Annotated in this window: 24 protein-coding genes, 1 pseudogene and 1 riboswitch; of the genes and pseudogenes, 11 read left to right on the forward strand and 14 right to left on the reverse strand. The window is 71.1% G+C overall.

Annotated features, from left to right (window positions below):
• Position 1 precedes the first annotated feature (1 nt).
• A riboswitch (TPP riboswitch) is annotated at positions 2 to 113 on the forward strand.
• From thiO to ACWBNA_RS36500, 5 genes are all read left to right on the forward strand, one after another.
• Positions 111 to 1,286, forward strand: coding sequence for a glycine oxidase ThiO (gene thiO, locus ACWBNA_RS36480; RefSeq protein ID WP_482708817.1), 1,176 nt, complete (start codon positions 111 to 113; stop codon positions 1,284 to 1,286). (Overlaps the previous riboswitch by 3 nt.)
• Positions 1,283 to 1,483, forward strand: coding sequence for a sulfur carrier protein ThiS (thiS, locus tag ACWBNA_RS36485; RefSeq protein ID WP_468654654.1), 201 nt, complete (start codon positions 1,283 to 1,285; stop codon positions 1,481 to 1,483). The genes thiO and thiS overlap by 4 nt, the downstream gene beginning before the upstream one ends.
• A 3-nt stretch (positions 1,484 to 1,486) precedes the next feature.
• Positions 1,487 to 2,281: a thiazole synthase gene (locus ACWBNA_RS36490; RefSeq protein ID WP_482708818.1), complete on the forward strand. Its 795-nt coding sequence runs from the start codon at positions 1,487 to 1,489 to the stop codon at positions 2,279 to 2,281.
• Between the two features lie 128 nt (positions 2,282 to 2,409).
• The gene (gene pknB / locus ACWBNA_RS36495; RefSeq protein ID WP_482708819.1) at positions 2,410 to 4,488 is read left to right on the forward strand and encodes a Stk1 family PASTA domain-containing Ser/Thr kinase; all 2,079 of its coding nucleotides are present in this window, start codon (positions 2,410 to 2,412) and stop codon (positions 4,486 to 4,488) included.
• A 34-nt stretch (positions 4,489 to 4,522) separates the two neighbouring features.
• Positions 4,523 to 5,413: a deoxyribonuclease IV gene (locus ACWBNA_RS36500; RefSeq protein ID WP_482708820.1), complete on the forward strand. Its 891-nt coding sequence runs from the start codon at positions 4,523 to 4,525 to the stop codon at positions 5,411 to 5,413.
• Positions 5,414 to 5,428: 15 nt separating this feature from the next.
• On the opposite strand, the gene ACWBNA_RS36505 is transcribed toward ACWBNA_RS36500, so the two are convergent.
• A complete protein-coding gene (locus ACWBNA_RS36505) occupies positions 5,429 to 6,061 on the reverse strand; it encodes a sulfite oxidase-like oxidoreductase (protein ID WP_482708821.1) in 633 nt (210 codons plus the stop codon).
• A 175-nt stretch (positions 6,062 to 6,236) separates the two neighbouring features.
• Here ACWBNA_RS36505 and bfr point away from each other — a divergent pair, with 175 nt between their 5' ends.
• Positions 6,237 to 6,716: a bacterioferritin gene (gene bfr, locus ACWBNA_RS36510; protein WP_482708822.1), complete on the forward strand. Its 480-nt coding sequence runs from the start codon at positions 6,237 to 6,239 to the stop codon at positions 6,714 to 6,716.
• On the opposite strand, the gene ACWBNA_RS36515 is transcribed toward bfr, so the two are convergent.
• A complete protein-coding gene (locus ACWBNA_RS36515; protein ID WP_482708823.1) occupies positions 6,713 to 6,946 on the reverse strand; it encodes a (2Fe-2S)-binding protein in 234 nt (77 codons plus the stop codon). The two genes, bfr and ACWBNA_RS36515, sit on opposite strands and share 4 nt — an antisense overlap.
• A 144-nt stretch (positions 6,947 to 7,090) precedes the next feature.
• Complete coding sequence (locus ACWBNA_RS36520; RefSeq protein ID WP_482708824.1) at positions 7,091 to 8,443, reverse strand: class II 3-deoxy-7-phosphoheptulonate synthase; 1,353 nt, start codon at positions 8,441 to 8,443, stop codon at positions 7,091 to 7,093.
• A gap of 96 nt (positions 8,444 to 8,539) precedes the next feature.
• Between ACWBNA_RS36520 and ACWBNA_RS36525 the strand changes: the two genes are divergently transcribed.
• Positions 8,540 to 8,596 (forward strand): trp operon leader peptide, encoded by a 57-nt coding sequence (locus tag ACWBNA_RS36525; protein WP_082319877.1) that lies wholly within the window; start codon positions 8,540 to 8,542, stop codon positions 8,594 to 8,596.
• Between the two features lie 98 nt (positions 8,597 to 8,694).
• Complete coding sequence (locus ACWBNA_RS36530; protein ID WP_482708826.1) at positions 8,695 to 10,575, forward strand: anthranilate synthase family protein; 1,881 nt, start codon at positions 8,695 to 8,697, stop codon at positions 10,573 to 10,575.
• On the opposite strand, the pseudogene ACWBNA_RS36535 reads toward ACWBNA_RS36530, so the two are convergent.
• From ACWBNA_RS36535 to ACWBNA_RS36555, 5 genes and pseudogenes are all read right to left on the reverse strand, one after another.
• Positions 10,527 to 10,753: pseudogene (locus ACWBNA_RS36535) on the reverse strand (2-hydroxyacid dehydrogenase); the annotation flags it as partial. The gene ACWBNA_RS36530 and the pseudogene ACWBNA_RS36535 sit on opposite strands and share 49 nt — an antisense overlap.
• A gap of 108 nt (positions 10,754 to 10,861) precedes the next feature.
• Positions 10,862 to 11,890: a 6-phosphofructokinase gene (locus tag ACWBNA_RS36540; RefSeq protein ID WP_482708827.1), complete on the reverse strand. Its 1,029-nt coding sequence runs from the start codon at positions 11,888 to 11,890 to the stop codon at positions 10,862 to 10,864.
• 128 nt (positions 11,891 to 12,018) lie between these two features.
• Entirely contained in the window at positions 12,019 to 12,708 is a 690-nt protein-coding gene (locus tag ACWBNA_RS36545) for a response regulator (protein WP_482708828.1), read from the reverse strand.
• A complete protein-coding gene (gene macS / locus ACWBNA_RS36550; RefSeq protein WP_482708829.1) occupies positions 12,705 to 13,931 on the reverse strand; it encodes a MacS family sensor histidine kinase in 1,227 nt (408 codons plus the stop codon). Before macS ends, ACWBNA_RS36545 begins: the two co-directional genes overlap by 4 nt.
• 34 nt (positions 13,932 to 13,965) lie before the next feature.
• Positions 13,966 to 14,781, reverse strand: coding sequence for a lysophospholipid acyltransferase family protein (locus tag ACWBNA_RS36555; protein ID WP_482708877.1), 816 nt, complete (start codon positions 14,779 to 14,781; stop codon positions 13,966 to 13,968).
• Positions 14,782 to 14,941: 160 nt separating this feature from the next.
• Here ACWBNA_RS36555 and ACWBNA_RS36560 point away from each other — a divergent pair, with 160 nt between their 5' ends.
• Together ACWBNA_RS36560 and ACWBNA_RS36565 are read left to right on the forward strand one after the other, a co-directional pair.
• Entirely contained in the window at positions 14,942 to 15,721 is a 780-nt protein-coding gene (locus ACWBNA_RS36560; protein ID WP_482708878.1) for an alpha/beta hydrolase, read from the forward strand.
• The gene (locus ACWBNA_RS36565; protein ID WP_482708830.1) at positions 15,714 to 16,358 is read left to right on the forward strand and encodes a hypothetical protein; all 645 of its coding nucleotides are present in this window, start codon (positions 15,714 to 15,716) and stop codon (positions 16,356 to 16,358) included. Before ACWBNA_RS36560 ends, ACWBNA_RS36565 begins: the two co-directional genes overlap by 8 nt.
• A gap of 120 nt (positions 16,359 to 16,478) precedes the next feature.
• On the opposite strand, the gene ACWBNA_RS36570 is transcribed toward ACWBNA_RS36565, so the two are convergent.
• From ACWBNA_RS36570 to ACWBNA_RS36595, 6 genes are all read right to left on the reverse strand, one after another.
• Positions 16,479 to 17,225, reverse strand: a complete 747-nt coding sequence (locus ACWBNA_RS36570) for an endonuclease/exonuclease/phosphatase family protein (protein ID WP_482708831.1) — start codon at positions 17,223 to 17,225, stop codon at positions 16,479 to 16,481.
• A 128-nt stretch (positions 17,226 to 17,353) separates the two neighbouring features.
• Positions 17,354 to 18,307, reverse strand: coding sequence for an ROK family glucokinase (locus ACWBNA_RS36575; protein ID WP_383867317.1), 954 nt, complete (start codon positions 18,305 to 18,307; stop codon positions 17,354 to 17,356).
• A 55-nt stretch (positions 18,308 to 18,362) separates the two neighbouring features.
• On the reverse strand, positions 18,363 to 18,860 hold the full coding sequence (locus ACWBNA_RS36580) for a DUF5304 domain-containing protein (RefSeq protein ID WP_482708832.1): 498 nt from the start codon (positions 18,858 to 18,860) through the stop codon (positions 18,363 to 18,365).
• 57 nt (positions 18,861 to 18,917) lie between these two features.
• Complete coding sequence (locus ACWBNA_RS36585; protein WP_482708833.1) at positions 18,918 to 20,087, reverse strand: ArsA family ATPase; 1,170 nt, start codon at positions 20,085 to 20,087, stop codon at positions 18,918 to 18,920.
• A gap of 42 nt (positions 20,088 to 20,129) precedes the next feature.
• Positions 20,130 to 20,573, reverse strand: coding sequence for an SRPBCC family protein (locus tag ACWBNA_RS36590; protein ID WP_482708834.1), 444 nt, complete (start codon positions 20,571 to 20,573; stop codon positions 20,130 to 20,132).
• A gap of 124 nt (positions 20,574 to 20,697) precedes the next feature.
• On the reverse strand, positions 20,698 to 21,453 hold the full coding sequence (locus ACWBNA_RS36595) for a metallophosphoesterase family protein (RefSeq protein WP_482708879.1): 756 nt from the start codon (positions 21,451 to 21,453) through the stop codon (positions 20,698 to 20,700).
• 357 nt (positions 21,454 to 21,810) lie between these two features.
• Between ACWBNA_RS36595 and ACWBNA_RS36600 the strand changes: the two genes are divergently transcribed.
• Positions 21,811 to 23,607 carry an AMP-dependent synthetase/ligase gene (locus tag ACWBNA_RS36600; RefSeq protein ID WP_482708836.1) on the forward strand — a complete coding sequence of 599 codons (1,797 nt, stop codon included), beginning with the start codon at positions 21,811 to 21,813 and terminating at the stop codon, positions 23,605 to 23,607.
• The last annotated feature ends 1 nt before the right edge of the window (position 23,608 follow it).

Here is a 23,608-nt window from a genome sequence, read left to right on the forward strand (position 1 = left end):
GTAAAGCACACGCGGGAGCCCGGACGCACCGGGCTGAGAGGGAGGCTGGCGGCCTCCGACCGTACGAACCTGATCCGGGTCATGCCGGCGAAGGGAGGGGCTGGACGCCCATGTCGCGTACGTCCGACACATCACACACCGCAGACGTCCTGGTCGTCGGGGGCGGGATCATCGGCCTGGTCACGGCCTGGCGGGCCGCTCAACGCGGGTTCGCCGTGGCCGTGGTGGATCCCGAACCGGGCGGCGGGGCCGCCCAGGTGGCGGCCGGGATGCTGGCCGCCGTCACGGAACTGCACTACGGCGAGCACACCCTGCTCGGCCTCAACCTGGAGTCGGCCCGCCGCTATCCGGACTTCGCTGCCGAGCTCACCGACCTCACCGGGCAGGACCTCGGCTACCGCCGGTGCGGCACGCTCGCCGTCGCGCTGGACGCCGACGACCGCGCCCATCTGCGGGAACTGCACACGCTGCAGCGGCAGTCGGGGCTGGACTCCGAGTGGCTGTCCGGGCGGGAGTGCCGCCGGCTGGAGCCCATGCTGGCGCCGGGCGTGCGCGGCGGGCTGCGGGTCGACGGGGACCACCAGATCGACCCGCGGCGGCTGGCGGCGGCGCTGCTGGCCGCCTGCGAGCGGGCCGGGGTCGTCTTCCACCGCACCTGGGCGGAGCGGCTGTCGGTCCTGCGGGAGCGGGCGGCCGGTGTCGTCACGCGCGAGGGCGAGGTCCTGGGCGCCGGGCAGGTGGTGCTGGCGGCCGGCAGCCTCAGCGGGCGTCTGGCGGGCGTGCCGGACGACCTGCTGCCGCCGGTACGGCCCGTGAAGGGGCAGGTGCTGCGGCTGACCGTGCCCGAGCGGTACGCGCCGTTCCTGAGCCGTACCGTGCGGGCCGTCGTGCGCGGCAGCCACGTCTACCTGGTGCCGCGCGAGAACGGCGAGCTGGTCGTCGGCGCGACGAGCGAGGAGCTGGGCTGGGACACGACGGTGACCGCGGGCGGCGTGTACGAGCTGCTGCGTGACGCGCACGAGCTGGTGCCCGGCATCACGGAACTGCCGTTGACGGAGACCCGGGCCGGTCTGCGCCCCGGCTCCCCCGACAACGCGCCGCTGCTCGGTCCGACCGGCCTCGACGGGCTGCTGCTGGCCACCGGGCACTACCGCAACGGCGTGCTGCTCACGCCGGTCACCGGCGACGCCATGGCGCACGTCCTGTCCACCGGTGAACTCCCGGCAGAGGCCCGCCCCTTCACCCCCAAGCGCTTCAGCACCGTCCTCACGGAGCAGCCGGCATGAACATCTCGGTCAACGGCGAGCGGCAGCAGGTCGCTCCCGGCACCGCTCTCGACGTCCTCGTCAGGTCCCTCACCGCGGCGCCCTCCGGGGTGGCCGCCGCACTCAACGAAACCGTCGTCCCGCGCGCGCAGTGGTCCGCCACGTCCCTCTCCGAGGGAGACCGCGTGGAAGTCCTCACCGCCGTCCAAGGAGGCTGACCCATGGCCGACGATCCCTTCGTCCTCGGCGACACGTCCTTCACGTCCCGCCTGATCATGGGCACCGGCGGGGCGCCCAGCCTGGACGTGCTGGAGCGGGCCCTGGTCACCTCCGGCACGGAGCTGACGACGGTCGCGATGCGCCGGGTCGATCCGGACGTGCACGGCTCGGTGCTGTCGGTGCTGGAGAAGCTGGGCATCCGGGTCCTGCCGAACACCGCGGGCTGCTACACGGCCGGCGAGGCCGTCCTCACCGCCCGCCTCGCGCGCGAGGCGCTCGGCACCGACCTGATCAAGCTGGAGGTCATCGCCGACGAGCGGACCCTGCTGCCGGATCCGATCGAGTTGCTGGACGCGGCGGAGACGCTGGTGGACGACGGATTCACGGTGCTGCCGTACACGAACGACGATCCTGTGCTGGCCCGGAAGCTGGAGGACGTCGGCTGTGCCGCGATCATGCCCCTCGGGTCGCCGATCGGATCGGGACTGGGCATTCGCAACCCGCACAACTTCCAGCTGATCGTCGAGCACGCACGCGTGCCGGTGATTCTGGACGCGGGGGCCGGTACGGCGTCGGACGCGGCGCTGGCGATGGAGCTGGGGTGCGCGGGTGTGATGCTCGCCTCGGCGGTGACGCGGGCGCAGGAGCCTCAGCTGATGGCGGCTGCCATGAGGTACGCGGTCGAAGCGGGGCGGCTGGCCCGGCTGGCGGGCCGGATACCTCGGCGTCACTTCGCCGAGGCGTCGTCTCCCTCGGAGGGGCTGGCCCGGCTGGATCCCGAACGACCCGCGTTCTGAACGTACGTTCGACTGGGGCCCGGCTGGAGCGGTGGCCGGTGCGACCTCCGTCACAGGTCCGCTTCAGTCCCGCCCCGATCGCGGCCGAACCGGCGGCGCTGTCGGTCTCGGCTCGTACACTCACCTGCGTGGATACGACCCTTCAGGACCCGCTGGTCGGGCAGGTGCTCGACGGACGCTACCGCGTGGACGCGCGGATCGCGGTCGGCGGGATGGCCACGGTCTACCGGGCCGTGGACACCCGCCTGGACCGCGTCCTCGCGCTCAAGGTGATGCACCCGGCGCTCGCGGCCGACGGGACCTTCGTCGAGCGGTTCATCCGGGAGGCGAAGTCGGTCGCCCGGCTCGCGCACCCGAACGTCGTGCAGGTCTTCGACCAGGGCACCGACGGGTCGTACGTGTATCTCGCCATGGAGTACGTCGCCGGCTGCACCCTGCGTGACGTCCTGCGCGACCGCGGGGCGTTGCAGCCGCGCGCGGCCCTGGACATCCTGGAGCCGGTGCTCGCCGCGCTCGGCGCCGCGCACCGGGCCGGGTTCGTGCACCGGGACATGAAGCCGGAGAACGTGCTGATCGGGGACGACGGCCGGGTCAAGGTCGCCGACTTCGGGCTCGTACGGTCCGTGGACACCGTCACCAGCACCACCGGGGCCGTGCTCGGCACCGTCTCCTACCTCGCCCCCGAGCAGATCGAGCAGCCGGGCGCCGCCGACCCCCGCGTCGACGTGTACGCGTGCGGTGTCGTCCTCTACGAGATGCTCACCGGCGAGAAGCCGCACGACGGGGACTCCCCCGCCGTGGTGCTCTACAAGCACCTCCACGAGGACGTCCCGCCTCCCTCGGCCCTCGTGCCGGGCCTGCCGTACGAGCTCGACGAGCTGGTCACCTCGGCGACCGCCCGCTCCCTGGGAATCCGTCCGTACGACGCGGTCGCGCTGCTCGCCCAGGCGCGCGAGGCGCGTGCCATGCTCAGCGCCGACCAGCTGGACGCGGTGCCGCCGCAGGCGCTGTCGTCGGCGCAGGAGCACCGCGACGCCTCCGCCGACCGTACGACGGTGATCCCGCGCTCGCTNGTCGCGCTGCTCGCCCAGGCGCGCGAGGCGCGTGCCATGCTCAGCGCCGACCAGCTGGACGCGGTGCCGCCGCAGGCGCTGTCGTCGGCGCAGGAGCACCGCGACGCCTCCGCCGACCGTACGACGGTGATCCCGCGCTCGCTGACCGTGCCGCGCCCGCTGCCGGTGAACGAGAACGAGGCCGAGGCCGTGTTCCACCGCACGAGCCGGCTGGAGAGCCCGCCGCCCCTGCCCCCGCGCGGGGGATCCCGGCGCCGGCTCGTGGCGATCGTGGCCGCCGTACTGCTGGCGCTCGGCATCGGTACGGGCGTCTGGTACATCAACTCCGGCCAGTTCACCCAGGTCCCGCCGCTGCTGGCGAAGACCGAGGCGCAGGCCCGGGACCGGCTGGAGAGCGCCGGCCTGGAGGTCGGCAAGGTCGAGCACGCCTACAGCGACACCGTGAAGCGCGGCACCGTCATCAGTACCGATCCGGCGCCGGGCTCCCGGATCCGGGACAACGACTCGGTGACGCTCCAGATCTCCGACGGTCCGAAGACGGTGCGGGTGCCCGACGTGGAGGGCTACCGCCTGGACAAGGCGAGGTCCCTGCTGAAGGACAGCGGGCTGGAACCCGGGATGGTCACCCGGGCGTTCAGCGAGGACGTCCCCAAGGGCTCGGTGATCTCCACGGACCCGGAGAAGGGCACCGAGCGGCGCGCGGGCTCGGCGATCGCGCTCACCGTCAGCAAGGGCAGCCCGGTCGACGTACCGGACGTCACCGGTGAGTCGCTGGAGGACGCGCAGGCCGACCTGGAAGAGGCCGGCCTGAAGGTGAAGATCTCCTCGGAGGAGATCAACTCCTCCGAGTACGACAAGGGCCAGGTCGCCCGGCAGACCCCGCAGAACGGCAGCACCGCCGCCGAGGGCGACACGGTGACGCTGACGCTGTCCAAGGGCCCGGAGATGATCGAGGTCCCGGACGTGGTCGGCGCCGGCGTGGACGAGGCCAAGGCGACGCTGGAGGGGGCCGGCTTCGCGGTCGATGAGGACCGCGGCCTGCTCGGGCTCTTCGGTGACACCGTGAAGAAGCAGTCCGTGAAGGGCGGGAAGACGGCCCCCAAGGGATCGACGATCACCATCACGATCCGCTGACCGTCCGGTCCGGGCCGCATGACACCCTTGTCGGGTGAAGAGTCAACAGCCCGGCACCGCCCCCGGCACGACGCGCAACCCTGTCGGCGGCCACGTCCCCGTGGCCGGCGGCCTGCACTCCGTGGGCTTGTCGTACGCCCATGACCTGAAGGCCGAGACCGTGCAGGTCTTCGTCGCCAACCCGCGCGGCTGGGCCACGCCGGTCGGCAGTCCGCGGCAGGACGAGGCGTTCCGGGAGGTGTGCGCGGCCGAGTCGATTCCGGCGTACGTGCATGCCCCGTACCTGATCAACTTCGGTTCGCACACCGAGGCGACCGCAGAGAGGTCCGTCGAGTCCCTGCGGCATTCACTGCGGCGCGGGCGGGACATCGGGGCACTGGGCGTGGTCGTGCACACCGGCAGCGCGACGGGCGGCCGGGACCGGTCAGTGGCGCTGAAGCAGGTACGGGAGTACCTGCTGCCGCTGCTCGACGAGCTCACCCACGACGACGACCCGTTCCTGCTGCTGGAGTCGACGGCCGGGCAGGGCGCCTCGCTCTGCTCGCGGACCTGGGACTTCGGGCCGTACTTCGAGGCGCTGGACGCTCATCCGAAGCTGGGCGTGTGCCTGGACACCTGCCACATCTTCGCGGCCGGTCACGACCTGACCGGGCCGGCCGGCATGCACCAGACGCTGGACCTGCTGGTGGACACGGTCGGCGAGGGCCGGCTGAAGCTGATCCATGCCAACGACTCCAAGGACGTGGTCGGTGCCCACAAGGACCGGCACGAGAACATCGGCGCCGGTCACATCGGTGAGGACCCGTTCCGCGCCCTGATGACCCATCCCGCGACCGAGGGCGTACCGCTGATCATCGAGACGCCCGGCGGCAAGGAGGGGCACGCGGCGGACGTGGAGCGGCTGAAGAAGCTGCGGGACGGCTGAGACCGTGCCCCGGGCTCAGAGCTCGGGGCCGTCCCCGGGCCCTTCCTGGTAGGAGTAGCGCTGTTCCTTCCAGGGGTCGCCGACGTTGTGATAGCCGCGCTCCTCCCAGAAGCCGCGGCGGTCGGCGGTCATGTACTCCACGCCCCGGACCCACTTGGGGCCCTTCCACGCGTACAGGTGGGGGACGACCAGGCGGAGCGGGAAGCCGTGCTCCGCCGTCAGCAGTTCGCCGTCCTTGTGGGTGGCGAAGATCGCGCGCTCGGACGCGAAGTCCGACAGGCGCAGGTTCGAGCTGAACCCGTACTCCGCCCACACCATCACATGGGTGACGGCCGGGGCGGGCGGGGCGATCTCCAGAATGGTCCGCGCCGGGATGCCGCCCCACTCGGCACCGAGCATGCTGAACTTCGTGACGCAGTGCAGATCGCCCACGACGCTGGTGTACGGCAGGGCCGTGAACTCCTCATGGTTCCAGCAGCGCTTCTCGCCGTCCGCGGTGGCGCCGAAGACCCGGAACTCCCAGCGCTCGGGCCGGAACTTGGGGACCGGACCGTAGTGCGTGACCGGCCAGCCGCGTTGCATTCGCTGCCCCGGCGGAAGCTCGGAGTGTGCCGCTTCTCCCGACTCGCGTTCCACCGGCTGACCCATGACTCCATCCTGACAGACCCCGGGCAGTGCACATGACCAACGCCCGCCCAAAAAGGGCATTTAGAACTAAGCCTGCCCTTACTTACTAAGTGAAGACTTACTGGACGATCTTCGTCGCCGGTGCAATCATGCGGCGCAACCTGCCAGTTCCCCCCGGTTGGAAGGAGCCTCTGCGATGCAGGGCGACCCCGAGGTCATCGAATTCCTCAACGAGCAGCTGACCGCCGAGCTCACCGCGATCAACCAGTACTTCCTGCACGCGAAGATGCAGGAGAACTTCGGCTGGACCAAGCTCGCGAAGTACACGCGGTCCGAGTCGTTCGACGAGATGAAGCACGCCGAGGTGCTCACCGACCGGATCCTGTTCCTGGACGGGCTGCCGAACTACCAGCGCCTCTTCCACGTACGCGTGGGACAGACGGTCAAGGAGATGTTCGAGGCCGACCGGCAGATCGAGGTCGAGGCGATCGACCGGCTCAAGCGCGGCGTCGAGGTGATGCGGAACAAGGGCGACATCACGTCCGCGAACATCTTCGAGTCGATCCTCGAGGACGAGGAACACCACATCGACTACCTGGACACCCAGCTGGAACTGCTGGAGAAGCTCGGCGAGGCGCTCTATCTCGCCCAGCTGATCGAGCAGCCGGAGAGCTAGGCCGCCTCTTCGAGCTCTTCGAGTCCGGTCAGGGTCGACGCGCCCTGGTCGGCCGGCTGCCGCCGGGGGTACGCGCCTCGGCCGAGGATGGCCTGGATCCGACGGACGCACGATCCGCAGTCGGTGCCGGCCTTGCAGGCGGAGGCGATCTGGCGGGGCGTGCAGGCGCCGTCGTCCGCATGCTGCTGGACCTGCGCTTCGGTCACTCCGAAGCAGTTGCACACGAACACGCGGATTCACCTCCCGCCGAGATCAATAAGGCTAACCTAACCTTACCCGTCACGGGGGACCGGCAAAAGTGGAGTGGGGCGCGGATCGTATGTGATCCACGCCCCACTTACGCGCCTGTAACAGGCGCTTCCGCTGGTGATCTGCTACTGGTCCCGGTACATCTCCGCGACGAGGAAGGCCAGGTCGAGCGACTGGCTGCGGTTCAGCCGCGGGTCGCAGGCCGTCTCGTAGCGCTGGTGCAGGTCGTCGACGAAGATCTCGTCGCCGCCGCCCACGCACTCGGTGACGTCGTCACCGGTGAGCTCGACATGGATGCCGCCCGGGTGCGTGCCCAGGCCCTTGTGGACCTCGAAGAAGCCCTTGACCTCGTCGAGCACGTCGTCGAAGCGGCGGGTCTTGTGGCCGGAGGCCGCCTCGTAGGTGTTGCCGTGCATCGGGTCGGTGATCCAGGCCACCGTCGCACCGGAGGCGGTGACCTTCTCGACCAGCTCGGGCAGCTTGTCGCGGACCTTGTCGGCGCCCATGCGGACGATGAAGGTCAGCCGGCCCGGCTCGCGGTCCGGGTCCAGGCGCTCGATGTACTGCAGCGCCTCCTCGGCCGTGGTCGTCGGGCCGAGCTTGATTCCGATCGGGTTGCGGATCCGCGAGGCGAACTCGATGTGCGCGTGGTCCAGCTGCCGGGTGCGCTCACCGACCCACACCATGTGCGCCGAGACGTCGTACAGCTGCCCGGTGCGCGAGTCGACGCGGGTGAGCGCCGACTCGTAGTCGAGCAGCAGCGCCTCGTGCGAGGAGTAGAACTCGACGGTCTTGAACTCCTCCGGGTCGGCCCCGCAGGCGTGCATGAAGTTGAGCGCCTGGTCGATCTCGCGGGCCAGCTGCTCGTAGCGCTGGCCGGAGGGGGACGACTTCACGAAGTCCTGGTTCCAGGCGTGCACCTGGCGCAGGTCGGCGTAACCGCCGGTGGTGAAGGCGCGCACCAGGTTGAGCGTCGAGGCGGAGGCGTTGTACATCCGCTTCAGGCGCTCGGGGTCCGGGACGCGGGCGGCCTCGTTGAAGTCGAAGCCGTTGACCGAGTCACCGCGGTACGTCGGCAGGGTCACGCCGTCACGGGTCTCGGTGTTCTTGGAGCGCGGCTTGGAGTACTGGCCGGCGATCCGGCCGACCTTCACCACTGGCACGGACGCGGCGTACGTCAGCACGGCGCCCATCTGGAGCAGCGTCTTGAGCTTGTTGCGGATGTGGTCGGCGGACACCGCGTCGAAGGCCTCGGCGCAGTCGCCGCCCTGGAGGAGGAACGCCTCTCCCTTGGCAACGGCCGCCAACCGGGCGCGCAGCTGGTCACACTCGCCCGCGAAGACGAGCGGCGGATACGACTCGAGGTCCGCGATCACTGCGCGCAGAGCCTCGGTGTCGGGGTACTCGGGCTGCTGCGCCGCGGGCAGGTCTCGCCAGGTGTTGCCAGCGCTGGCGCTGGTCTTAGCGTTCACGGTCACGCCCTCAACATTACGGGGTCGTGTCGAGTGATTTTCGTGCGGCTCGACAGGTGAGACACACTCCCGCTCAGGTGCGCGTGAGGTAGGGTGCCTCGCATGTTCGCGCATTCGATCCAGACCTGGTGGTGGACCGCTCATCCGGCGGCCCACTGACTGCGCGTACGCAAGACTTCGCGAAGGCCGCCCGAGGGGCGGCCTTCGGTGTTTTCCGGCACTGGGGTCGTCTCTCCTTCCGAGAAGGAACACGACCGATGAACCTGCCCGACCTGCTTGACGATCCCCGTCCCTTCGCCCTGCTGCGCCGCCGCACGCCGGGCCACGACCACGACACGGTCGAGGTCCTGATCGGCCCGGTCACCACGCACGACCGCCTCGCCGACCTCCCCGACGAGGGCCTGGCGCTCGTCCCCTTCCGGCAGATCCGCGAGCGCGGCTTCGACGTCCGCGACGACGGGACGCCCCTGTCGGTCCTGACACCCGAGGAGACCTACGGGATCCCGCTCGCGGAGGCCCTCGCACAGCTCCCGGCCCACGAGGTACGCGTCCAGGGCGGCGGCTTCGACGTGGCCGACGAGGGGTACGCGGAGATCGTCGGACGGGTGCTGCGCGAGGAGATCGGGGCGGGTGAGGGCGCCAACTTCGTGATCCGGCGGACGTACGAGGGCGAGATCCCGGGGTTCGGAAGGGCCGACGCGCTGGCGCTGTTCCGGCGGCTGCTGGTGGGTGAGCGGGGCGCCTACTGGACGTTCCTCGTGCATACCGGGGATCGGACGCTGGTCGGCGCCAGTCCCGAGGTCCACGTGCGGATGTCCGGCGGGACCGTCGTCATGAACCCGATCAGCGGGACGTACCGCTATCCGGCCGAGGGCCCCACCCCCGAGCACCTGCTGGACTTCCTCGCCGACGGCAAGGAGATCGAGGAGCTGTCGATGGTCGTCGACGAGGAGCTCAAGATGATGTGCACCGTCGGCGACATGGGCGGGGTCGTGGTCGGGCCCCGGCTGAAGGAGATGGCGCACCTCGCGCACACCGAGTACGAGTTGCGCGGGAAGTCCTCGCTGGACGTGCGGGAGGTGCTGAAGGAGACCATGTTCGCGGCGACCGTCACCGGCTCGCCGGTGCAGAACGCCTGCCGGGTCATCGAGCGGCACGAGGTCGGCGGGCGGGGCTACTACGCGGGTGCGCTGGCACTGATCGGGCGTGACTCCGGTGGCGCCCAGACCCTCGACTCCCCCATCCTCATCCGCACCGCCGACATCGACGCGGCCGGGCGACTGCGGGTGCCGGTCGGCGCCACGCTGGTGCGCGGATCGGACCCGGCGGGCGAGGTCGCGGAGACCCACGCGAAGGCGGCGGGGGTACTGGCGGCGCTCGGGGTACGACCGGGAAGGCCACGGGCCGAGACCACGCGCCCCCGGCTGGCCGACGACCCCCGCGTGCGGGCCGCGCTGGACGGGCGTCGGGCCTCGCTGGCGCCGTTCTGGCTGCGGATGCAGGAGCCGGCACAGGACCTGGCCGGGCACGCCCTGGTCGTCGACGGGGAGGACACCTTCACGGCGATGCTCGCGCACGTGCTGCGCTCGTCGGGCCTGACCATCACCGTCCGGCGCTACGACGAGCCCGGCCTGTCGGAGGCGGTCCGCGCGCACGAGGGGCCCATCATCCTCGGCCCGGGCCCGGGCGACCCCTCGGACACCGCCGACCCCAAGATGCGGTTCCTGCGCGCGCTGACCGCCGAGGTGATCCGCGAGAACCGGCACGGCGTGCTCGGCGTCTGCCTCGGGCACGAGCTGCTCGCGGCCGAGCTGGGGCTGGAGATCGTACGCAAGGAAGTGCCGTACCAGGGGGCGCAGACGGAGATCGACCTGTTCGGGCGGCGCGAGACCGTCGGCTTCTACAACAGCTTCGTGGCGCGCTGCGACGACGAGGCCCTCACCGAACTGTCCGCGCACGAGGTCGAGGTGAGCCGCAGCGACACCGGCGAGGTCCACGCCCTGCGCGGGCCGGGGTTCGCCGGCGTGCAGTTCCACCCGGAGTCGGTGCTCACGCTGAACGGGGCGGCGGTCGTACGGGAGCTGGTGGGTCAACTGCGCGGCACCAGCACGTTCTCGGAGCGGCGGCCGGCCCTGTAGTCGAGGACGTTGCGCACCGTGGCGTCGACGATCTGGCCGGCGGCCTTCCTCGGTGTCGTACGCCTGGTGGGACGTGACAGGACGTTCGGGAAGGTGACGAGGCGGGCCGGGGGTCGTCGTCGACGGCCTGCAGGGACGTGTCGAGGAAGAACAGGCCCGCCTCCGCCTCGTAGACGTCGGCCGGAGTTCACCAGGATCGCGCCGTCCTTGAAGCCGGTGGAGCGCTGGGTGATCATCCGGGTGCCGCCGGCCGCGAGGGTCTCCAGGCCGACGGCGCCGGACCGGTTCAGCCGAAGAACACCCCGACCTCCTCGTACAGCTTCGGATCCACCGTCTTCAACCGGGCCGTCGCCTCCGCGATCGGGACGCGCACGATGTCCGTGCCGCGCAGGGCGACCATCTTGCCGAAGTCGCCGTCGCGGACGGCCTCGATGGCGTGCAGGCCGAAGCGGGTGGCGAGCCAGCGGTCGAAGGCGCTGGGCGTGCCGCCGCGCTGGACGTGCCCGAGGACCGTGGTGCGGGCCTCCTTGCCGGTGCGCCGCTCGATCTCCTTGGCCAGCCACTCGCCGACGCCGGACAGCCTCACGTGCCCGAAGGAGTCCAGCGATCCGTCCTTGAGGACCATGTCGCCGTCCTTGGGCATCGCGCCCTCGGCGACGACCACTATGGGGGCGTACGACGCCTTGAAGCGGGAGGTCACCCAGGCGCACACCTGCTCGACGTCGAAGCGCTGCTCGGGGATGAGGATGACGTTGGCACCGCCGGCCAGGCCGGAGTGGAGGGCGATCCAGCCCGCGTGCCGGCCCATCACCTCGCAGACCAGGACGCGCATGTGCGACTCGGCGGTGGTGTGCAGCCGGTCGATCGCCTCCGTGGCGATGCCGACCGCAGTGTCGAAGCCGAAGGTGTAGTCGGTGGCGGACAGGTCGTTGTCGATCGTCTTCGGCACGCCCACGCACGGCACGCCGTACTCGTCGGACAGCCGGGCGGCGACGCCGAGGGTGTCCTCGCCGCCGATCGCGATGAGGGCGGCGACCTCCTGCTCGGCGAGGTTCTCCTTGATACGGCGGATGCCGTCCGCCTGCTTCAGCGGGTTGGTGCGCGAGGAGCCGAGGATGGTGCCGCCGCGGGGCAGGATGCCGCGCACCGCGCTGATGTCCAGCCGCACGGTGCGGTTCTCGAGGGGTCCTCGCCAGCCGTCCCGGAAGCCGACGAAGTCGTAGCCGTACTCCTGCACGCCCTTGCGGACGATGCCCCGGATGACGGCGTTGAGCCCGGGGCAGTCGCCGCCTCCGGTCAGTACTCCGACGCGCATGGAAGTGTTCCCTTCGCCGCGGTTGCCTGATGGGGATCACGCTAGTAGTGATCCAGGTCACACAGGGATGGGCGGGAGTGACAATTCCGTTGAAACGTCTGGTGGTTGATCCGGTCGGGCCGGTCGGTCTACTCGTCGTCGAGTCCGCGTTCTATCGCGTACCTCACCAGTTCGACCCGGTTGTGCAGTTGGAGCTTGCCGAGGGTGTTCTGGACGTGGTTCTGGACCGTGCGGTGCGAGATGACGAGGCGTTCGGCGATCTGCTTGTAGCTCAGGCCCTTGGCGACGAGGCGCAGCACCTCGGTCTCGCGGTCGGTGAGCTGCGGGGCCCCCGGCCGGCCGGTGTCCGGGGCGGGCTCGGGCTCGGCGGCCAGGCGCCGGTACTCGCCGAGCACCAGCCCGGCGAGGCCGGGGGTGAACACCGGGTCGCCGACGGCCGTACGGCGGACCGCGTCCAGCAGTTCCTCCGTCGAGGCCGACTTCAGCAGATAGCCGGTGGCGCCGGACTTCACCGCCTCCAGGACGTCGGCGTGCTCACCGCTCGCGGACAGCACCAGGACCCGCAACGCCGGGTTGGCGCCCACGAGTTCCTTGCAGACCTGGACGCCGGGCTTGGCGGGCAGGTTCAGGTCCAGCACCAGGACGTCGGGGGCGGCGGCCTTGGCGCGGCGCACGGCCTGTTCGCCGTCGCCCGCGGTGGCGACCACGTCGAAGCCCGACTCGCCCAGGTCGCGGGCGACCGCGTCGCGCCACATCGGATGGTCGTCGACCACCATGACCCTGATCGGGTCCTGCCGCACCTCGCTGCTGTCCGTCATCGTCTGTCCGCCTTCCCCCGTGAGGACTTGGTCTCCTTCGGTACCTTCAGTTCGACCTCCGTGCCCTGGCCGGGCACCGAGATCAGTTCGGCGCTGCCGCCGAGGTCGCGCAGCCGGCCCCGGATCGACAGGGCCACCCCGAGCCGACCCTCCCCCTCGGCCTGCGCGAGGCGGCCCTCGGGGATGCCGGGGCCCTCGTCCCGTACGGTCACGATCACCTCGTCCGGCTCGTCCTCGACGAGGATCCACGCGCGCGCGTCCTCGCCCGCGTGCTCGCGGACGTTGTCCAGGGCGGCGCCGACGGCCGCGGCCAGCTCCCGCGCGGCCGCCGGGGGCAGCGGTACGGCGGCGCCGGGCTCGGCGAGGTTGACCCTCGCGGAGGCGAACGGGGCGAGGAGTGTGCGCAGGTCGACGGGGCCGGTGGAGTCGTCCGGCTCCTCGACGGCCCGTACGACCGCCCCCTGGGCCGCGTCCTCCGACACCCGGGAGACGGGTACCAGCCCTCCGGAGACCAGCGTGCGCAGCGCGACCTCCTGCTCGCCCGCCATCCGGCCCAGCGCGGCCGCCTCGCCGCCGAGGACGGCGCCACGCCGCTGCACCATCGCCAGCACCTGGAGCACGCTGTCGTGGATGTCCCGGGCGAGCCGCTCCCGCTCCCTCGTCGCGGCCTCGATCTCCAGGGCCCGGGCGAGGGTGCGCTCGGAGGCGCGGGCGACCTCGACGACGTAGCCGATGGCGATGGAGGCGACCCAGACCAGGACCACGTTGTGGACGGTGTCGCGGGCCGGGCTGCCGCGCTCGATCAGGTTGGCGACGGCGACCGCGGAGGAGGCGGCGGCCGCCCAGCGCCAGCCGCCCTTGATCGCGAAGGCCAGTACGGAGCCCGCGGTCCATATCGACGGCAGGGTGGGGCCTCCCGACTGGATCCGCTCGTGCCCGTCGGCGACGAGGGTGAGCAGGATGCCGGTGAGCGCGACGGTGAGGTCGGCGGCGAGGAAGCGCTTGGTGCAGCTGGCCGCGTTCGCGACCTTCGGCAAAGTGGCCACGGTCCAGACGAACAGGACGCAGTAGTACGCGACGGCGACCCAGGGGCGGTCGAACCCGTCGTAGGCGGTGGCGAAGAACCCGACCGCGTACAGCATGGTGAGCACGCGATAGCCGGCGAGCGCACGCCACAGCGGCTGCTCGACCGACATCCGCATGACTCTCTCGCGCCTGGCCATGTCCCCCACCCCCGACCCACCCCCAGACCGCCGTCTAGGAGTCGGGCCTCTCCTGGTCCGTGTCTTCCTGCGCGGCCTTCTCGGCCTTTTCCTTCTCGGCCTTCTCCTTCTCGGCCTGTTCCTTCACCGCCTGCGCGAGTGCGGCCCTGGCCGCCTTCTCCGCTTCCTTCCCGGCCTTCGCCGCGTCCGCGATCTGCCGCTTGGCGGCCGTCGCGTACATGTCGACGTACTCCTGGCCGGAGAGCTTCATGATCTCGTACATGACCTCGTCGGTCACCGCGCGGAGCACGAAACGATCGTGCTCCATGCCCTGGTAACGGCTGAAGTCCAGCGGCTTGCCGATGCGGATGCCCGGCCGCATCAGCTTCGGCATGACCTTGCCGGGCGGCTGGATCTTCTCCGTGTCGATCATGGCGACGGGGATGACGGGCGCGCCGGTGGCGAGCGCCACGCGCGCGAGGCCGCCGGGCTTGCCCCGGTAGAGGCGGCCGTCGGGCGACCGGGTGCCCTCCGGGTAGATACCGAACAGCTCACCGCGCTCCAGGACGTCGATGCCGCTCTTGACGGCGGCCTCACCCGCGCCACGCCCGCCGGAGCGGTCCACCGGGAGCTGACCGACTCCCTTGAAGAAGGCGGCCGTGAGCCGGCCCTTCACACCGGGCGTGGTGAAGTACTCGGCCTTCGCGATGAAGGTGACCTTGCGGTCGAGCACCGCGGGCAGGAAGAACGAGTCGGAGAAGGACAGGTGGTTGCTCGCCAGGATGGCGGGACCCTCGGCCGGAATGTTCTCCAGGCCTTCCACCCAGGGCCTGAAGGCGACCTTCAGCGGCCCGCCGATGGCGACCTTCATCGTGCCGTACAACAACCGAGTGCCTCCTGAGTCCGTCGGTCAGACCTTAACCCGGAGCACTGTCAATGAGCCCGACGGCCCTGGTCGGTGTCAGTGCGGTCGCGTACGGTGAACCCCACCTGGACTCGTTCACGCCCTTCTCATGAACAGGAGACCGAAGGTGCCGGTCCTCCCTGGAGCCGAGCCGTTCCGCCACGAGGGCGGGGAAGCGGGGGTCCTCCTCTGTCACGGCTTCACCGGTTCGCCCCAGTCGCTGCGCCCCTGGGCGGAGTATCTCGCCGAGCGCGGTCTGACCGTCTCCCTGCCGCTGCTGCCCGGCCACGGCACCCGCTGGGAGGACATGCAGCTCACCGGCTGGCAGGACTGGTATGCCGAGGTGGACCGCGAGCTGCGCGCCCTGCGCGAGCGGTGCGGGCAGGTGTTCGTCGGCGGCCTCTCCATGGGCGCCGCCCTCGCGCTGCGGCTGGCGGCGAAGCACGGGGACGCGGTCAGCGGCGTGGTGGCCGTCAATCCGGCCAACAAGGTGCACGGCCTGGCCGCGCACGCCCTTCCGGTGATCCGCCACTTCGTTCCCACGTCCAAGGGGATCGCCAGCGACATCGCCAAGGAGAACAGCGTCGAGCTCGGGTACCACAGGGTTCCGCTGCGCGCCGCGCACTCCCTGCGGACCTTCCTCCACCTGGTCGACGGCGAGCTGCCGCAGGTCACCCAGCCGCTGCTGCTGCTGCGCAGCGCCCAGGACCATGTGGTGCCGGCCGCCGACTCCGCGCGCGTCCTGAGCCGGATCTCGTCCACGGACGTAACTGAGATCGTGCTGGAACAGAGCTACCACGTCGCGACGTTGGACCACGAGGCGGACCGGATCTTCGAGGAGAGCCACGCGTTCATCGGCCGCCTGGCATCCAGCATCGGCAAGGAAGGGACGGCCGCACGTGGCTGAGCACGACTCCGATCGCGAGGACCGTGAGGAGCGCGAGGACCGCGAGCCGGAAGAGCAGCACGTCCCGTTCGACGAGGAGGCCGCCTGGGCGGCCATCGTCGCCGGGTACGGCGAGGAGCCGGCCGACCCGCCGGGCTCCAAGCCCTTCAAGTCGGTCGAGGACCTGGCGCTGCTCGAGTCCGAGACGAACGAGACCGACGACGGCGGCCCCAAGGAGGCCAAAGAGGCCAAGGGGACCACGGACACCAAAGAAGAGGCCAAGAAGCCCGAGGAGGACAAGCCCGCCAAGCCGCTGGGCGGCTCCGTCGCCTTCGCCCCCGGTGTCGGCCCCCGGGACTACAGCATGCCGGAGCCGGCCGCCGGGGAAGAGGGCGCGGGCGAGGACGAGGAGGGCCACTTCGTGCCGCCCGAGCCGCCACCGCTGCCCGCCGCGGACACCACCGCGAAGTTCGCCTGGCTGGGGCTGCTCGGCGGGCCGGTCCTGCTCCTGCTGGCCGTCCTGCTCGGCTGGGAGATGACCTGGTGGCTCGCCACGCTGGGCATCGGCGGCTTCCTGGGCGGCTTCGCCACGCTGGTGATGCGGATGCAGCCGGACGACGAGGACAACGACGACCCCGGCCGGGGAGCCGTCGTCTAGCCTGCGGCATTGCGAGGGCGGCCGGCACCGGAAGGCGGTGCGTGGCCGCCCTCCACCCGCCCTCCACGCCGCCCTCGGGGCAGAACCCCTCGACGCCGGACTCGTGCTGCTGCTGGTGGCTCAGGCCGCGGGCACGCGAAGTGCGGCCAGTACGGGCAGGTGATCCGTCGCCGTCCGGAGATCGGCCTCGACCACGCCGGGCAGACCCAGCGGCACGCCGCAGCCGAGGACCTCGATGCCCTTGGTGGCGAAGATCGCGTCGATGCGCCTGCGGGGCTCGGTGCGCGTCCAGGTGTGTTCGCCGCCCCAGGGGGCGGTGGCCCAGCAGTCCTGGAGGCCCTCGGTGAGACGGGCGAAGGTGCGGCCGCCGGGGCGCTCGTTCAGGTCGCCGCCCGCGATGGCGTGCTCCACTCCCATGCCGGCCAGCCGGTCGAGGAGCATGCCGGCCTGCTCGTACCGCTCGTCCCGGTGGAGCGAGAGGTGGCAGCTCAGGACACCGACGCGGACGCCCCCGAACCGGACGACCGCGGTGGCGAAGCCACGCCGGTGTTGGCCGGGGGTGAGCGGGAGCAGGACGTCCTCCGTGCGCTCGACGGTCGCCCGGAGCGAGCAGAGGATCGCCGGGCCCGCGGCCGTGCCGCCTCCGGAGAGGACGACCTGCCCGGATGCCGCGGCGAGCCGTGCCAGTTTCTTGCGCCAGCGGAAGAAGCGCGGGGCCTCCTGGAGGAGCACCAGGTCGGGGGCGCAGGCGGTGATCACGCGGGCGAGGGCGGCCGGGTCGTCGCGCAGCGAGCGGATGTTGTAGCTGAGGACGCGGACGACGGCGGAACCGTCGGACTCGGTGCGGGAGTTGGGGAGCAGCGTCATGTGGATCAATGTACGCCCGGCAGCTCGGGGCAATTGTCCGTTTGCGGCTACGGGTCCGTCGTGGTTACTCGCGCGGTTCCCCGCGCCTCTTCAGGGCGCGGGGAACCCACGTACCTCGAGAAGTGCCGTTACATGATCGGGTCGGGCTCGCGGGCCAGGTCCGCCGCACCCACCAGGCCCGCCTTGTTGCCCAGCTGGGCGGCGATCACGTCGGCGACCGGGCGCCAGTTGCCGCCGACCAGCCAGCGCTTGTACGACTTGCGGATCGGGTCGAGGACCAGCTCGCCCTCGTCCGAGAGACCGCCGCCGACGATGAAGGCGGAGGGGTCGAAGAGGGAGGCCAGGTCGGCGAGGCCGGCGCCGGCCCAGCGGGCGAGCTCGCGGTAGGAGTCGACGGCGACCGGGTCGCCCTGGCGGGCGGCCATGGAGATGTGCTTGCCCTCGATGCCGTCGGGGGTGCCGTCGCCGAGGCCGAGCAGGATGTCCGCGTTCTCGGGGGTCGCGTTGGCGCGCTGCTTGGCGTACCGGACGAGCGCGCGGCCCGAGGCGTACTGCTCCCAGCAGCCCTGCGAGCCGCAGCCGCACAGCAGGCCGTCCGGCACCATGCGGATGTGACCGAACTCGGCGGCCACCCCGAAGTGCCCGCGGCGCAGCTTGTTGCCGATGATGATGCCGCCGCCGAGGCCGGTGCCGAGGGTGATGCAGATGACGTTGCGGTGGCCCTTGCCGCCGCCGAACTTGTACTCGCCCCACGCGGCCGCGTTGGCGTCGTTCTCCACGACGACCGGCAGGTCGACGCGCGCCTCGACCTTCTCCTTCAACGGCTCCTGGCGCCAGTCGATGTTCGGTGCGAAGTAGACCGTGGAGCGCTGACGGTTGACGTATCCGGCGGCGCCGATGCCCACGCCGACGATCTCGTGCCCGGCGCGCGCACCCTCCACCGCGGAGGCGATGGCGTCCACGATGCCTTCGGCCGTTCCCGGGGTCGGCACCTTGAAGGTCGAGAGGATGTTGCCTTCCTCATCGACCACGCCGGCCGCGATCTTCGTGCCGCCGATATCGACGCCGATGGTGAGTCCCATGAATCCCTCAGTTTCGGTCGAGCCCCGCTACGGCCAACCGTACCCGAGGGGGCCGTCAGTCCAAGTCGATGCGTTCCCCGGGGCCGGGCTCGTCGCCGTCGTCGCCTCGGCGTTCGTCCAGGTCACGTGGGTCGGGGCGCCCGGTCGTCCAGCGCTGTTCCTGTGCCTGGACGGCCGAGCGGTAGGCGGCGAGCAGTTCGTTGCCCGCGGCGGCCAGATGGTCGAAGACGTCCGGGTTGCGTTCGATGACAGGTTCGACGGCCGCCTTGGCCTGCTGGACGACCTGCTTGACCACCTGCTGTGCGGCGGGCCCCGCGACCGCGCCGAGCAGGGGGGACTGGAAGCCGGACAGCTTGTCCGCGACGGTGTCGACGAGCTTGCGCAGCTCCTCGGCGGCCGAGCCCGCGGGCGGGCCGTGCTCGGCACGCCGGCGTGCCTTCTCCGACGCGAGGTCCTCGGCGCACGCCGTCGCCCACGCGTCGGCATCGCTCGCCCGCACCTCGTCGACGGCCTCGCGCTCGGCGGAGTCGGACGGGGGGAGCTCTTCGCTCATGACGGACTCCTGACTACGGTTCGTCTCTACGACGTTACCCGAACGGCCGTATGCGGTTCACCGTGTGCCGGGCCACAGATCCGGGTCGGGGGCGAACCGGATCCGCAGCTCGCCCTCCCGCAGGGCGGCGCCGCCGACGGTGCAGCGGCGCAGGGCCGACGGCAGCGGGACGATCCGGCGGAACCGCCCCGCGCTGACGACGAGTTCGTCGCCGCGCCGGATCAGGTCCAGGTCATCTCGTACAGCGCCGGGCAGCGGCAGGTGCCAGATGAGGACGCCGTCCTCGGCGAGATGGTCGGTGACGGGCCACTCGACCGTGGAGGGCTCCGCCTTGACGCCGGGGACGACGAGCTCGGCCAGGTCGTCGGCGCCGCGCGGGTCACGGCCGAGATGGGCCACCGGCCTGAGGTCGTACGACTCCTCCCACTCCGCCAGAACCTTGCGCTGCTGGGCGACGGGCCCGGCCAGCCAGCCGTCCCCCGCCGTCTCCGGCAGGACACGGTTCGCCACCAGCAGGTCGGGGCGCAGCCCGCGCAGGGCGAGGCCGAGACCGGCGAAGCGGACGGCGTCGGCGCCGGCCTGGGAGGGTTCGGCGACCAGCCGTACGACGGTGTTCCGGTCGGCGACGACCGCCTCGACGGCTGCCAGTTCGACGTCCCAGCGGGCGGCGGTCTCGTAGAGCCACTCGGCGGGCATGGGCACGCCGGCCAGCCGGCCGAGGAGGGGGCGCAGGGCGCGGGCCGCCTGCCGCTCGGACGGGAGCAGGCGGCGCAGGTAGCGGCGCAGTTCCTCGGGGAGGGCGAGCAGGGCGAGGGCCTGCGGGGTGGGCGGCAGGTCGACCACGAGCAGGTCGTGCGCCTCGGCGAGGGCCGCGTCCCGCAGCGCGCGCAGCAGGGTGAGTTCTTCGGCGCCGGGGAGGGGGGTGACCTCCTCGGGGTCCAGGCGGGAGGCGCCGAGGAGGTCCAGCACGGAGGAGGCACGGTCCTGGAAGGCGGCCAGATCGTCACGGAAACCGGCGGTCGCGTCGGGCCGCCACGCGGTGAGGTTCGCGGCGGCCCGCACCGGCGCGGGGCCCGTCGGGGTGCCGAGTACCGCGCCGAGGGTGTCGGTGCGGTCGGCACTGAGGACGAGGGTGCGGGTGCCCTCGCCGGCGGCGGCGAGGGCGGTGGCGGCGGCAACCGTCGTACGACCGCCGCCGCCCGGACCCGTGATCAGGATGGTGCGCATGGGGGTGAACGGTACCTCCGCGTACCGCCCCGGCGGGGACGGCTACTTCGCCCCCGACTCCACCCTCTTCTTCAGCCCGGCCAGCGCGCGGTCGATGATGACCTTCTCCGCCTTGCGCTTGATCATGCCGAGCATCGGGATCTTGACGTCGACCGTGAGCCGGTACGTCACCTCCGTCGCCCCGGCGCCCGCCGGCTTCAGGAGGTAGGTGCCGTCCAGCGAGCGCAGCATCTGGGACTTCACCAGGGTCCAGGAGACCTCGTACTCGCCGGTCCAGGTGTAGCCGAGGACCTGGTCGTCCTTGATCGCTCCGGCGTCCATGACCAGGCGGACCTGTTCGGCGCGTCCCTGGGCGTCCGTCGCCAGGACCTCCGCCTCCTTCACCTCTCCGGTCCAGTCCGGGTAGCGGGCGAAGTCCGCGATCACCCCCATGACGTCGGCCGGTGCCGCCTCGATCGTGATGCTCGAGCTGGTGTGTTCCGCCATCGCTGTGGCTCCTCCAGATGCGGGCCGGTAAGGCAAGTCCACCGTGCGCAAGCCTGCGCACGTGTGTGCAGCGTGAAGGCTACCGCGCGGTCGACCGGCCGACTTCACCCCCATCTGCGCTCTTTCACCATTCGAGGGCCCAGGGCTTCCCGGACCCCGCGAAGTGCCCCACGTTGACGCACTCGGTCGCCCCGATCCGCATCCGTCGCACCAACGGCTGGTGGATGTGACCGAACAGCGCGTACCGGGGCCGGGTGCGGCGGATCGCGTCGAGCAGCGCACGGCTGCCCCTCTCGAAGCGGCGCGCGACCGTGTCGTAGACCAGCTCGGGCACCTCGGGCGGGATGTGGGTGCACAGCACGTCCACCTCGCCCACCGCCTCGATCTTCGCCGCGTACTCCTCGTCGCTGATCTCGTAGGGGGTGCGCATGGGGGTACGCAGTCCGCCGCCGACGAATCCGAAGACCCGTCCCCCGATTTCGACGCGCTCCCCGTCGAGCACGGTGGTGCCGGGTCCGGCGAACTCCGGCCACAGGGTCGGCATGTCGACATTGCCGTACGTCGCGTACGTCGGTGTCGGGAACGCCGCGAACATCTCGGCGTACTGCTTGCGTACGGCCTGCTCGATGACGTCCGCGCGGCTCTCGCCGACGCCCGCCCACAGCCGGGCCCCGAGCTCGCGGGCCTCCTCGAAGCGGCGAGCGGTGCGCAGCTCGACGATGCGGTCGGCGTTCTCGACGCCGAAGAGGTCGGGGAAGATCCCGCGCGAGTGGTCGGCGTAGTCGAGGAAGAGGACGAGGTCGCCCAGGCAGATCAGGGCGTCGGCGCCCTCGCCGGCACGGGCCAGGTCACGGGCGTTGCCGTGCACGTCACTGACCACATGAACGCGTGTCGTCCGGTTACCGGCTGGTGTGGGTGCCATGGCGATCAAGCGTAAGGGTGTGCGGCATACGTGAACAGTGGCGGCCGGGCAAGGGGTTACTGGCCAGTCAGTTAGTGCGTGGACTACTGTGCGCGAAGGACAACCAATCTGTGTGACGCAGCGAACATCTCGCCGGAACCCCCTGTCGAAGAAGCCATACCGGCGGGTAACGTCCGGGCAGTCCAGTCGTGCTCAGGATTTCAACCACCGAGCCCCAAGGTCCGGAACGGCCCTCTGAGCACCTGCCCGAGCCTTGGACCGCATCGTCGCATCACACAACGTCGTGGCGCCGGCGCCCTATGAGGAGCAGCAGTCTTGCGCGAGTTCAGCCTTCCGGCTTTGTACGAGGTCCCTGCGGACGGCAATCTCACCGACATCGTCCGGAGAAACGCCTCGCAGCATCCGGACGTCGCCGTGATCGCCCGCAAGGTCGGCGGTGCCTGGCAGGACGTGACGGCCACCGTCTTCCTCGCCGAGGTGCACGCCGCCGCCAAGGGGCTCATCGCCTCCGGCGTCCAGCCCGGCGACCGGGTCGGCCTGATGTCCCGCACGCGGTACGAATGGACCCTCCTCGACTTCGCGATCTGGTGCGCGGGCGCGGTCACCGTGCCGGTGTACGAGACCAGCTCGGCCGAGCAGGTCCAGTGGATCCTCAGCGACTCGGGCGCCACCGCCTGCATCGTCGAGCTCGACAACCACACGGCCGCCGTCGAGTCGGTGCGCGACAGCCTGCCGGCCCTCAAGCACGTCTGGCAGATCGAGGCCGGTGGCCTGGAGGAGCTGGGGCGGCTGGGCCAGGACGTCGCCGACGAGACGGTCGAGGAGCGCAGTTCGCAGGCCAAGGCGGACGACCCGGCGACCATCGTCTACACGTCGGGCACGACCGGCCGGCCCAAGGGCTGCGTGCTGACCCACCGCAGCTTCTTCGCCGAGTGCGGGAACATCGTGGAGCGCCTGCGCCCCCTGTTCCGCACCGGTGAGTGCAGCGTCCTGCTGTTCCTGCCGCTCGCGCACGTCTTCGGCCGGCTCGTGCAGGTCGCGCCGATGATGGCGCCGATCAAGCTGGGCCTCGTGCCGGACATCAAGAACCTCACCGACGAGCTGGCGTCCTTCCGGCCGACCTTGATCCTCGGTGTCCCGCGCGTCTTCGAGAAGGTCTACAACTCGGCCCGGGCCAAGGCGCAGGCCGACGGCAAGGGCAAGATCTTCGACAAGGCCGCGGACACCGCGATCGCGTACAGCAAGGCGCTGGACACCCCGTCGGGCCCCTCCCTCGGTCTGAAGATCAAGCACAGGACCTTCGACAAGCTCGTCTACAGCAAGCTGCGCGCGGTGCTCGGCGGCAAGGGCGAGTTCGCGATCTCCGGCGGCGCCCCGCTGGGCGAGCGCCTGGGCCACTTCTTCCGCGGCATCGGCTTCACGGTCCTTGAGGGCTACGGCCTGACCGAGTCCTGTGCGGCGACCGCCTTCAACCCCTGGGACCGCCAGAAGATCGGCACGGTCGGCCAGCCGCTGCCCGGCTCGGTCGTCAGGATCGCGGACGACGGCGAGGTGCTGCTGCACGGCGAGCACCTGTTCAAGGAGTACTGGAACAACCCCGGCGCGACCGCCGAGGCCCTTGCCGACGGCTGGTTCCACACCGGTGACATCGGCACCCTCGACGAGGACGGCTACCTGCGCATCACCGGCCGCAAGAAGGAGATCATCGTCACGGCGGGCGGCAAGAACGTCGCGCCGGCCGTGATCGAGGACCGTATCCGCGCGCACGCGCTGGTCGCGGAGTGCATGGTGGTCGGTGACGGGCGACCGTTCGTGGGCGCGCTGGTCACCGTCGACGACGAGTTCCTGGGCCGCTGGGCCGCCGAGCACGGCAAGCCGGAGGGTTCCACCGCGGCGTCGCTGCGCGAGGACGCGGACCTGCTGGCCGCCATCCAGTCGGCGATCGACGACGGCAACGCCGCGGTGTCGAAGGCGGAATCGGTGCGGAAGTTCCGCATTCTGTCCTCCCAGTTCACGGAGGAGTCGGGCCACCTCACGCCGTCCCTGAAGCTCAAGCGCAATGTGGTGGCGAAGGACTACGCGTCCGAGATCGAGGCCATCTACCAGAAGTAGC

The organism is Streptomyces sp. Q2 (assembly GCF_056820935.1).

Coding starts and splice junctions, on each gene's coding strand:
- thiO (WP_482708817.1), top strand. CDS start 111: ATGTCGCGTACGTCCGACACATCACACACCGCAGACGTCCTGGTCGTC.
- thiS (WP_468654654.1), top strand. CDS start 1,283: ATGAACATCTCGGTCAACGGCGAGCGGCAGCAGGTCGCTCCCGGCACC.
- ACWBNA_RS36490 (WP_482708818.1), top strand. CDS start 1,487: ATGGCCGACGATCCCTTCGTCCTCGGCGACACGTCCTTCACGTCCCGC.
- ACWBNA_RS36505 (WP_482708821.1), bottom strand. CDS start 6,061: ATGGGTCAGCCGGTGGAACGCGAGTCGGGAGAAGCGGCACACTCCGAG.
- bfr (WP_482708822.1), top strand. CDS start 6,237: ATGCAGGGCGACCCCGAGGTCATCGAATTCCTCAACGAGCAGCTGACC.
- ACWBNA_RS36530 (WP_482708826.1), top strand. CDS start 8,695: ATGAACCTGCCCGACCTGCTTGACGATCCCCGTCCCTTCGCCCTGCTG.
- ACWBNA_RS36540 (WP_482708827.1), bottom strand. CDS start 11,890: ATGCGCGTCGGAGTACTGACCGGAGGCGGCGACTGCCCCGGGCTCAAC.
- ACWBNA_RS36545 (WP_482708828.1), bottom strand. CDS start 12,708: ATGACGGACAGCAGCGAGGTGCGGCAGGACCCGATCAGGGTCATGGTG.
- macS (WP_482708829.1), bottom strand. CDS start 13,931: ATGGCCAGGCGCGAGAGAGTCATGCGGATGTCGGTCGAGCAGCCGCTG.
- ACWBNA_RS36555 (WP_482708877.1), bottom strand. CDS start 14,781: ATGAAGGTCGCCATCGGCGGGCCGCTGAAGGTCGCCTTCAGGCCCTGG.
- ACWBNA_RS36570 (WP_482708831.1), bottom strand. CDS start 17,225: ATGACGCTGCTCCCCAACTCCCGCACCGAGTCCGACGGTTCCGCCGTC.
- ACWBNA_RS36575 (WP_383867317.1), bottom strand. CDS start 18,307: ATGGGACTCACCATCGGCGTCGATATCGGCGGCACGAAGATCGCGGCC.
- ACWBNA_RS36580 (WP_482708832.1), bottom strand. CDS start 18,860: ATGAGCGAAGAGCTCCCCCCGTCCGACTCCGCCGAGCGCGAGGCCGTC.
- ACWBNA_RS36585 (WP_482708833.1), bottom strand. CDS start 20,087: ATGCGCACCATCCTGATCACGGGTCCGGGCGGCGGCGGTCGTACGACG.
- ACWBNA_RS36590 (WP_482708834.1), bottom strand. CDS start 20,573: ATGGCGGAACACACCAGCTCGAGCATCACGATCGAGGCGGCACCGGCC.